13 protein-coding genes are annotated in these 9,775 nt (G+C 35.5%); all 13 read left to right on the plus strand.

Features of this window, described 5'->3' with window-relative positions; genetic code table 11:
* The coding region (locus F3D3_RS22790) for an RNA-guided endonuclease TnpB family protein (protein ID WP_139132195.1) at positions 1 to 605 on the plus strand (605 nt) is incomplete at its 5' end.
* Positions 606 to 735: 130 nt separating this feature from the next.
* Positions 736 to 1,272: an ATP-binding protein gene (locus F3D3_RS22795; RefSeq protein ID WP_069876782.1), complete on the plus strand. Its 537-nt coding sequence runs from the start codon at positions 736 to 738 to the stop codon at positions 1,270 to 1,272.
* Between the two features lie 148 nt (positions 1,273 to 1,420).
* Positions 1,421 to 1,624 carry a hypothetical protein gene (locus F3D3_RS22800; protein ID WP_175438475.1) on the plus strand — a complete coding sequence of 68 codons (204 nt, stop codon included), beginning with the start codon at positions 1,421 to 1,423 and terminating at the stop codon, positions 1,622 to 1,624.
* Positions 1,543 to 1,971 carry a DUF1016 N-terminal domain-containing protein gene (locus F3D3_RS22805; protein WP_084389264.1) on the plus strand — a complete coding sequence of 143 codons (429 nt, stop codon included), beginning with the start codon at positions 1,543 to 1,545 and terminating at the stop codon, positions 1,969 to 1,971. Before F3D3_RS22800 ends, F3D3_RS22805 begins: the two co-directional genes overlap by 82 nt.
* Complete coding sequence (locus F3D3_RS22810; RefSeq protein WP_069876790.1) at positions 1,964 to 2,548, plus strand: DUF6155 family protein; 585 nt, start codon at positions 1,964 to 1,966, stop codon at positions 2,546 to 2,548. Before F3D3_RS22805 ends, F3D3_RS22810 begins: the two co-directional genes overlap by 8 nt.
* A gap of 213 nt (positions 2,549 to 2,761) precedes the next feature.
* Positions 2,762 to 3,793 (plus strand): MarR family transcriptional regulator, encoded by a 1,032-nt coding sequence (locus tag F3D3_RS22815; RefSeq protein WP_175438476.1) that lies wholly within the window; start codon positions 2,762 to 2,764, stop codon positions 3,791 to 3,793.
* Entirely contained in the window at positions 3,778 to 4,542 is a 765-nt protein-coding gene (locus F3D3_RS22820; protein WP_069876794.1) for a hypothetical protein, read from the plus strand. Before F3D3_RS22815 ends, F3D3_RS22820 begins: the two co-directional genes overlap by 16 nt.
* A gap of 550 nt (positions 4,543 to 5,092) precedes the next feature.
* Positions 5,093 to 5,626: a hypothetical protein gene (locus tag F3D3_RS22825; protein ID WP_069876797.1), complete on the plus strand. Its 534-nt coding sequence runs from the start codon at positions 5,093 to 5,095 to the stop codon at positions 5,624 to 5,626.
* Between the two features lie 379 nt (positions 5,627 to 6,005).
* Positions 6,006 to 6,905, plus strand: coding sequence for a tryptophan-rich sensory protein (locus F3D3_RS22830; RefSeq protein ID WP_139132197.1), 900 nt, complete (start codon positions 6,006 to 6,008; stop codon positions 6,903 to 6,905).
* Positions 6,898 to 7,146: a hypothetical protein gene (locus F3D3_RS22835; protein ID WP_069876799.1), complete on the plus strand. Its 249-nt coding sequence runs from the start codon at positions 6,898 to 6,900 to the stop codon at positions 7,144 to 7,146. The genes F3D3_RS22830 and F3D3_RS22835 overlap by 8 nt, the downstream gene beginning before the upstream one ends.
* A gap of 146 nt (positions 7,147 to 7,292) precedes the next feature.
* Positions 7,293 to 7,550 (plus strand): hypothetical protein, encoded by a 258-nt coding sequence (locus F3D3_RS22840; RefSeq protein WP_306455965.1) that lies wholly within the window; start codon positions 7,293 to 7,295, stop codon positions 7,548 to 7,550.
* Between the two features lie 80 nt (positions 7,551 to 7,630).
* Positions 7,631 to 9,256 (plus strand): DUF1186 domain-containing protein, encoded by a 1,626-nt coding sequence (locus F3D3_RS25315; RefSeq protein WP_175438477.1) that lies wholly within the window; start codon positions 7,631 to 7,633, stop codon positions 9,254 to 9,256.
* Between the two features lie 66 nt (positions 9,257 to 9,322).
* Positions 9,323 to 9,775, plus strand: a 453-nt coding sequence (locus F3D3_RS22850; RefSeq protein ID WP_175438478.1) for a helix-turn-helix domain-containing protein, incomplete at its 3' end; no start/stop codon positions are given.

Below are 9,775 nucleotides of genomic sequence, written 5' to 3' on the forward strand. Positions count from 1 at the left end.
AATATGAAGTGACTATAGAAACAGTTCAGCCTAAAACATTCTTAGGGTTAGATTTTTCCATGAAAGCACTTTTTCTATCTTCCGATGGCATATCAGCAGAGTATCCTAGATATTACAGACAGTTGCTAGAACAACTCAAACGCGAACAAAAAAAGCTATCGTTGTGCCAAAAGGGCAGTAAAAATCGTAACAAGCAAAGAATAAAAGTAGCGAAAATTCATGAGAAAGTGACGAACCAACGAAAAGACTTTTTACACAAGCAGTCAAAGCAGATTGCCGATGCTGTTGATGCGGTGTGTATTGAAGATTTGGACATGAAGGTGATGTCACAAGCGTTGAATTTTGGTAAAAGTGTTATGGATAATGGGTTTGGGATGTTCGTGTCTATGCTTAATTACAAGTTGATGGAACAAGGAAAATACCTCGTCAAAATTGACAAATGGTTTCCAAGTTCTAAAAAGTGTAGTGTTTGCGGGATAGTGAAGAAAACATTATTGCTTTCAGAGCGGACATATCATTGCGAAGATTGTGGCATGACAATGGATAGGGATTACAATGCAAGTATAAATATCAAAACGGAAGGTATACGCTTATTATTAGGGTAAACGAACTCATAGAACCGTGGGGCACACGGGGATAGCTTGCTTATGCTGTAGCCGTTAGGCTACTCGAACAAGAAGCCCCCACTTCTTCAAGTGGTGGGAGTATGTCACTATTGCGCAGATTAATGAAACGTTGGAGGGTATATATTCAACGGTCATCTTACGGGATGTACTGGAAAGGAATCGTGTAACAGACCAATCGCTCTTAAATCGCTTGGTACTTTTTCTGGCTGACAATATTGGAAGCCTTACATCCCCCAACAGTATAGGGAATGTATTATCCTCTGAAGGAGATCTCCTCGATAAACGAAGTAAAAATACAGATAATGTGGCTGGTAAGACTGTGGATAAATATATCTATATGTTAAAGAGCGCCTTTATTTTTTACGGTGTTAATCGGTATGATATTAAAGGAAAGCAGCTGCTAAAAACACTCGGTAAGTACGGTGAAACTGAAGTAGATTTTGTCGCAGAAAAACCTGAAGAAAAAATTTATATTCAAGTGACAGAATCAATGAATAATGAAATCGTCAGAGAACGAGAGCTTCGATCACTCATGATGATACCGGATAATTATGAGAAAATCGTGCTCACCATGGACAGAAACTATATTAAGTCGTATCAAGGGATTAAAGTCATCAACATGATTGACTATCTTCTAGGGCAATAATGTGTTCCGAGAAGGCTCGTCGCCGATCAGCATCACCTATAAGCTCGATGAGAAAATGCCGATGCAGGTACTCAGGCGGTCGAATCAGGTGGTGTAGATTGTGTGATGCTTATTGAAAAGCTACTTTCAATTTTACCCCTATGGTATAATGAAAGTAGTTTTTTCTATGAAGACACTGAAAGCATCATTTTACCTAGCAGCTCAGTGGAAAGAACGTTTAGAGCAATTTTTAGAGATTGATGAAGTTGTTGAAAAACCAAGAAAGAACAGATCTATAATCGAAGAGGACTTTATAGAAAGAGGCAGTTTTATGAAACCTATAGAGACAAGGAATTTGTGTCAACACTGTTGACACAAATCAGCTGGTCGAATCATCTTGCGATATTGTCTTCATCAAAGTCGGATGAAAAAAGGAAATTTTACATTAGGCTAAGTATAAAAGAACGTTATTCTGCAAGAGCGTTACAAAGACAATTGGATAGCGGCTATTTTGAAAGATACATGCTTTCAACAGAAAAATTGGAGCCTCAAACCAGAAAATTTAGTGAAAATGAATTTTTATCCAGAAGTTTATCACCAACGTTAGTATCAGAGTATACGTTGAAATTGATTGATAAGAAGCTACTTCGACAAAAGCTTCATGAGTTAACTAAAATGACAGATCTTAATTTGATCGATAGTGAGGGTTACAATGATTAAACCAATGACGATAACCGAATTGAAAAAGGAATTAAAAAAACTGGAACATTCTGAACTCAGCGAGCTTATTTCAAGCCTTTATAAGACGAATGATCAGGTAAAAGAGATTGTAAATGTAAAATTTGTCGGAGAAAAATATCAAGAAGAGTTACTCGAGTCATATAAGGAAAAAATGTACTCTGAATTCTTCCCCAAAAATATGAGAACAATGCCGTCATTTAAATCAGCCAAAGCTATGATTTCTGAGTTTAAAAGTGTAGGGAACTTTGAAATGGTCCTAGATTTAATGTTATATTATGTCGAGTGTGGTGATGAATTCACAAACGAGTTTGGCGATATTGATGGGCCATTTTATGATAGATTGTGCAACGTCTACGGACAATTTGTCGATCAGTTGAATTCTAAGGGGACAGAGGATTTGTATTTGAAATTCAGAGAGAGAATAGTGGATCTTATATCAAGCTCATCTGGTATTGGGTGGGGATATGGTGACTTTATTTATGATAAATCTTTTGAGCTCCATTGGATTCAAGAAAAGAAAAGAGAAGAGAAGAGAAGGCAAAGGGGTTTGCGTTAAGGACGCTAGTAACGGTGTCATAATGGTGTCAGACACTATTTTGGGAAGTAACGCTTTTGGTCTTTACTGTATCCGTTCATTTTGCTAAATTTGTTCTGTTAAATTAGGCACTACTTCCGTTTGGGGTATCCGACACCTTTATTGTAATTTTGCCTACATGGCAGAATAGAAGGTAGTTTTTTAGAATGCAACAAAAATTGATTGAAATAAAACATGAATAATGGTATATTTAAAATATATAATGTTATATTGAAGGAAGTGGTTATATTGTTATTGGATGTTGAACCGTATTTGAAGGAAAATATTGATGATAATATTGAAATAAAAAAGTGGAGTGAAACAGATAAAATCCCAGTGTTTTTAAGAAATATTTATAGATTCTATTTTATGACACTATTAGAGACAACCTGTATTATTGCTGAGATTATAGAGGAAACGTCTGGAATTGACGCGATTAAAAAGCATATTATGAGAATTGAAGAATTAACAAATTTACAAGTTGTGCTTTATTATAAAGACATTACACGTTATAGAAGAAAGAGTTTGATAGAAAATCGTATCGCATTTGTTATAGAAGATGGGCAGATGTTTTTACCGTTTTTAGGTCTCAACTTAAAGAAGGCACCGGAGTATGTGAAGAAAAAATTGATCAAGTTTTCTACATCAACACAGTTGGCTTATCTTTATTTTTTGTACAATAACGATACAATATTAAACACTATAGAATTTTCTAAATGTTTGGGTTTTAATGTGATGACAGCTTCGAGAGCGTTAAATGATTTGCATGATGTTCAATTGGTCACTTACAAAATTGGAGGGAAGACAGGTCGAAGTAAAATTTATACTAAAATCGCAAATTCTGAATACATTGAAAAAGGAATGCAATTTATTAAGTCACCTATAAAAAAAGTGGTTTATGTAAAAAGTGTGCCTGAAAAGACCTTAGTCGCAGGGTTAGAGGCACTTTCAGAACTGTCTATGATAAATCCACCAGGCTATTCAGTGAGAGCGATAAGCAAACATGTACTAGAACAATTAAATTTAGATATAGTTAAGAATAGAGATATTGTGAAAGATGAAAAGCTAGTGGAACTTCAAATATGGGATTATGAGCCTAATTTATTTGCAAATAAAGGGCACGTAGACCCTATGTCTTTGTATGCAACGTTGAAAGACGAAAACGATGAGCGAGTTGAACAGGCACTTGAAGAACTCTTGAGAGGTGAGAAATGGTTAAGGGATTAGAAAAATTCAAGACATACTTTCATGATTACACAAACCAGTATGTATTTATTGGAGGAACGGCTTGTGATATTCTCATGGATGAATTGGGGGCGCCATTCAGAGCAACTAAAGATTTAGATATTGTTTTGATCATTGAAGCACTAGATGCTTCTTTTGGCGAGCGGTTCTGGCAATTTATTGAAGATGGCGGTTATGAACATCGAGATAAAAATATGGGTGAAGATCAATTTTATCGATTTAGAAGTCCGCTAGAATCAGAGTATCCAGAAGTGATTGAATTGTTTTGTCGAAAATCAGTGGATTTTGAATTAAAATTTAATACTGGGATTACACCAATTCATATTGATGAGAGTATTGTAAGTCTGTCTGCAATTTTACTAAATGATGTTTACTATGATTTATTAATTAGAGGTAAGCGAACGGTGTATGGATATTCGGTTATTGAAATTGAAGCTGTAATTTTGTTTAAGATTAAAGCGTGGATTGATATGAAACATCAATTGGAAAGTGGAAAACACGTGGATTTGAAAACCGTCAAAAAACATAAGAATGATGTGTTTAGGCTTCTTGCAAATGTTGACCCTTCTAGTAAAGTAGAAACTTCTGAATTGATTAGAGCGGATATCAGAAAGTTTGTTGAATTGGTTGATCAAGATAGACCAGATTTGAAGAATCTAGGCATTCATGTAATTGGGTTCAATGAGATGATTGAACTTCTTGAAAATATATACTTGGATTTGACACTCTAACTCACTAGTGTTGCATAAAAAAACAATTGCTCATGTCAAGCCTACAAACTAAAAAAAAGATATACTCAGTAACGGTGTCAGACACTATTTTGGGAAGTAACGCTCTTGGTCTTTACTGTATCCGTTCATTTTGCTAAAATTGTTCTGTTAAATTAGGAGTTACTTCCGTTTGGGGTATCCGACACCTTTATTGTAGGAACGAGTTACTTCTATAATTGGATAACGGGGAATTATAGTAACACGAGCAATGACTATGGCATCAGTGGCTATTCAGCTGCGGCTAGTGTAATAAAACCAGGGAATTATGTTTATTATGATGGTACTAGTGGTAACGTTTTGTTTATTACAAGTGCTTCTGATGAAGATGGTGATAGCACTATTGAGTATGCAGAGATAAAAATAAGTGCCCATACAAGCAATCGAAAAAATGTCTACTTATCCTCTTTCATATGGTGCAACAAAACCATCTACTATAAAACTTATACACATAGTCAATATGAAGTGGAGCAATGGTCTTTAACAAATACTGATTTACACATAGGAGGAACCTGTGAGAATAAAAAAAAATTTAGGACTTGGATTTCTCATTATTCTACTCTTATTTATAAGCAGCTTTTACTACCTAAAGTCACAAGCGTTAGCTGAAGAGCTTCAACTAGTTAAAGAAAAGAATGAATCAGCTGCTTTAGAGACAAATCAATCAATGGAGAATTTGTCATATCAACTTGCGATGGCAAAAGGTTTTCTTGGTAATCTCATTCATGGTGTTAATATTTTGTATGAAACCAATAAATTTCCTATATATGATGCAACAGATGAGGAATCATTAGATGTATTAAAAGAACTTCATGCTAGGCTAATTGAGGACAAGGTAATAACAGATGAGCTCGTGTTTATAATTGGCCCCCTTCAAAAAGAGACCAATAATGTTTATTTTATTGAATGTTCTAGTTTTGAAAAACTTGATGCTGATGCTGTTTATAAAAAAATTGAAACCGATATAGTACCTACTGAATTTGGAGAAGGGCATGTTTTTAAAGTGACCTATAAAAATGGTCAACTCACTTATGAAATTATGCAATAGATTGATGATATGGCAGATAATATATCCTAAAACGGGACTGTCGGGAAATAAGATGATTTAAACAAAGCTCAAATCAAGAGCAAAGATTCCTCAATAAAAGTCGTTTCAACAAACGAAATTATTTGAGGAATCTTATTTTTAGGAAGAGTAATGGTATCAGACACTTTTTTTGGAAGTAACGCTCTTGGTCTTTACTGTATCCATTTATTTTGTTAAAATTGTTCTGTTAAATTAGGAGTTACTTCCGTTTGGGGTATCCGACACCTTTATTGTAGGCTCTCAGCAGAGAATTACCTTGGGAAATACGCATTATTATATTTTAAGAGCACTTTACAGGGTATAGTTATACAAAAGGTAAAAGCAGATAACAGGAGGGCACATGAATCAAATTGCAAATGTCTTGATTTATGCCTTTCTAATTGCAGATTCTATTGATGCAGATATTGAAACTAACCTTGAAAGGTACGCTAGAATTGGAGGCGCAAAGATGAAAAAAATATGGGTTGTTCTATCCTATCTGACGATGATTATCATGAATATGCTGGCAAATCTATTGCCGATCAATGGGCAAAACACAGGGGCTATCTCAGATGCGTATCCAAACTTGTTTGCACCAGCAGGGTATACATTTTCCATTTGGGGGCTAATTTATCTGCTCCTAGGCATTCTGGTTATCTTCTTAGTGAGACAAACCAAGTACCTCAACCACCCTCTTAGAAATCAAGGGGTGAGTCGTATTATGACTTTATTTATAGTTTCCTCGTTTGCAAATGCCACATGGATTTTGGCATGGCATTATCAGTTCATCGGCGTCAGTGTGCTCATCATGCTTGTGATCTTAGTGAGTTTAATACTTATGATGAATGAACTGGTCAAGACGTCTTTTTCTAAATCAGAGCTCAAATGGATGAAACCGCCTGTGGGGGTTTATCTAGGCTGGATCACGGTGGCTACAGTTGCCAATATCACCACTTACCTTGTGAGTATTCAGTGGCATCAGTTTGGCATTTCTGAAGAAGTATGGATGGTGATCATTTTGGTTGTTGCGACGTTAATCGCATGCACAACCTTGATTTGGAGTAAATGCGGGGCTTATGGTTTGACTGTGATTTGGGCTTATATGGGGATTTGGTCAAAACATACCTCTGCGACTGGATTTAATCATGAATATGAGGCCGTAATCTTGACGCTTTATGCAGCACTTGCTCTTTTGATTTTCACAACAGGGCGTGTGATCTGGGTGCAAATTTTAAAAAATAAAGGCTGGGCAAATGTTTAAGCGCAAAGATAAACTAAAAGATAAATCATATAATATGTCCTCAATGAACCAAATTATCCTCATGATGGACACAGGCGTCATATTAATTCAAGGGATCAAAGCGTATACTCAGTCCGCGTTTATGGGTAGATATGGTGGGGAGGACTTTATAGTTGTTTTAAAAAAGACGAGTTGTTTAGACAAGCAGATAAAAAAACTATATATAGCAAAGACATCAGGACGTAATCGAATAGAGTCTTGATGGCATTAGACACCAAAACGGAAGTAGAGTATAATAGAAAATAAAATAAAAATAGACTGTTGACAAGGGAGTGGATGAATTTGGAACCTTCAAAAAAAGACTGGAAACTTTTTAGGGACAGGATAGTTTTATGGCAAGAGTCATATATGGAAAAGCTCGTTATGGAATATACAGTGTTGTTAAAGGATAACTTGCCAGCGTCAAGTAAGTTCTGGGCGTTGGAACAGCGCATTAAACTGGATAAAAATAAGCCAGGGGTGATCTTAAATCTAAGTAAGCAACAGATGTTATTTGATATTATACGACTAATCAATGATGGCGTAATAACGATGGATGACCTTTTAGATTTTAGTGATGATTTAAGAGATTATGTAAAAGAAGTGATGAGCTCAATAGGCGATTAAAGAATGGTTGGTTAGGGTGCCAAATGGCAGAGGAAAAAAATAAGCTCATAAAATATAAAGAAAAATGGAGAAAATGTATTATGAAATCTAAAACAGTCAATAGTAAATCTTTAGGGGTAGAGTCAGAGCCGATTAATGAAGCATTCGAGAAACTGAATCTAGCAATGCAACAGGGGTATGTTTATGAATTTGCTGGAGAGCCAGATAAAGCAATTAAGGAATGGAAAAAGGTTTTTAAAGAAGTTAAAGCCTATTTTGCAGAGCATAAAGGGAGTGATTTAAAAACTTTTGATGAATTGCTTAATGGCACTGAGTTTGTATATAATTGGGTTCAAGACTATGATGAAGTTCTTAGAAATAGGCTTGTAAGTTGCAGTGAAGATGAGAAGCAACAGCTTGGAAGTCTAAAAATTGAATTGCTTACATTTTTGCTTAGTTTGAATATAAAAGACGCATTAAACGAGGCAAATCAAAGAAGGTCTTTAGCTGAAACTTATTATCTAATAGGTCAGCCAGATGTGGGAGAGCGGTATTATACTGAATTGATTGAGGCATATCCCGATGATGTGTGGGGATACGTAGGCTATTCAGATGAATATTGGATGGGAAAGTCTGAGCAACTGGATTTTGAGAAGGCATTTAAGATATTAAATGAAGCTTATAATAGAGTTACAATCAATGAAAGCGAAATCATTGTTGAACGCCTAACAAATTTGACGATTGCTAAGAAGAAAAAAGAACTTGAAGACTATATTGAACTTGAAAAAGAGCTTGCGTTAGGAGAGGATACAACTGTAAGTAATGTCATCGACCAGCTTAGAAGAAAAACCAAAGCGGTTCCATTGTCTTACCTTAAGTTTATTGAAAACAATAAAAAAGTAGCATTACCGCTAATTTTAGAAGAAATGGCGTCTTACATTAAGGCGCCAGATCACTACGCTCTGAATAATGGCTTATTGGCCTTATATCTTCCGTTTATACTGGCTCAATGGGAAGAAAAAGGATCTTCAAGAGATCTTATCGATTTAGTGGCTTGCTCTGAAGAATCCATTGATTTACGTATAGGCGATGCGATTACGGAAGAATACCCAGTTGTATTGTATAGATGTTTCGATGGGGATTTAAGTTATTTAAAAAGTGTAATTGGAAGAGAACATGTTGGCACATTCTCTAAGTTAGCTTATTTAAGAGCTTTATCTGTATATTACATCGAAAATTTGAATGATATTGAAGGCCTAAAAGTTTATTTGCAAAATCTACTAAATGACCAACCTGAGTTAGCAACTAGGATTTCCAGCATTGTGTTGATGCATAAAAGGGAGGCGCTATTATCAGTGGGAAAACGCTCTGTGGAGTCTGAATTTTATGATCCTACAGTTAATGGGAACTGGTCGGATTATCAGGTTAATTTTCACAATGCTTCTCGTGATGAAACGGTAGAATACAAGAAGAGCTTTAATGCAATTGAAACACTGAATAAATGGAGATTGATCAGTGATGAGAAGCCTGTCGTTCCTGAATATGGAATCTTATATCAAAAGTTATTTAATGCAAGGGAAAAGCGAACGCCCAATTCAATAAAAAAGACGAATTTACAATATCATCATGAGCCCATTATAACGGGTAAAAAAATAGGAAGGAACGATCCGTGCCCTTGTGGGTCAGGAAAGAAATATAAAAAGTGCTGTGGCAACTATATAAATTGAATTAAAATTTTATAAAAATCATCCGATATATATCATAACCAAAACTACTATGTGAGGATGAACCCTATGAATAAACGCAAGCCACTAACTCAAGAACAAATAAAAGAACTTTTAGAAGCAATGAGGTCATCAAAAATAAAACGTGAATATCGTCGAATTCAAGCTATCTATTTATACGGAACAGGAAAAGAGGTCGGAGAAATCGCTGAAATAACACAGTTGACTCCTGTTACGATTTCAAGATTATATACAAAGTATCGTAGTATAGGTCTTAGTTCAATCCCAGATGCTCCACGCAAAGGTAGACCAAGTCGGTTAACCGAAGAGCAAGAGGCTACAATAAAAGACCTCATTTTAAACAAAACCCCCGCCGATGTTGGTTTTGTAGCTAATTTCAATTGGACAGCTGGAATTGTAGCAGAATATATTTTGAGAGAATTCAAAGTTCAATACAGCATCAAAGGTATCACGTTGATATTGTCTAGACTGAATTTATCATTCACACGTCCTACGTACACG

This window comes from Fusibacter sp. 3D3, assembly GCF_001748365.1.
Lineage (GTDB): Bacteria > Bacillota > Clostridia > Peptostreptococcales > Acidaminobacteraceae > Fusibacter_A.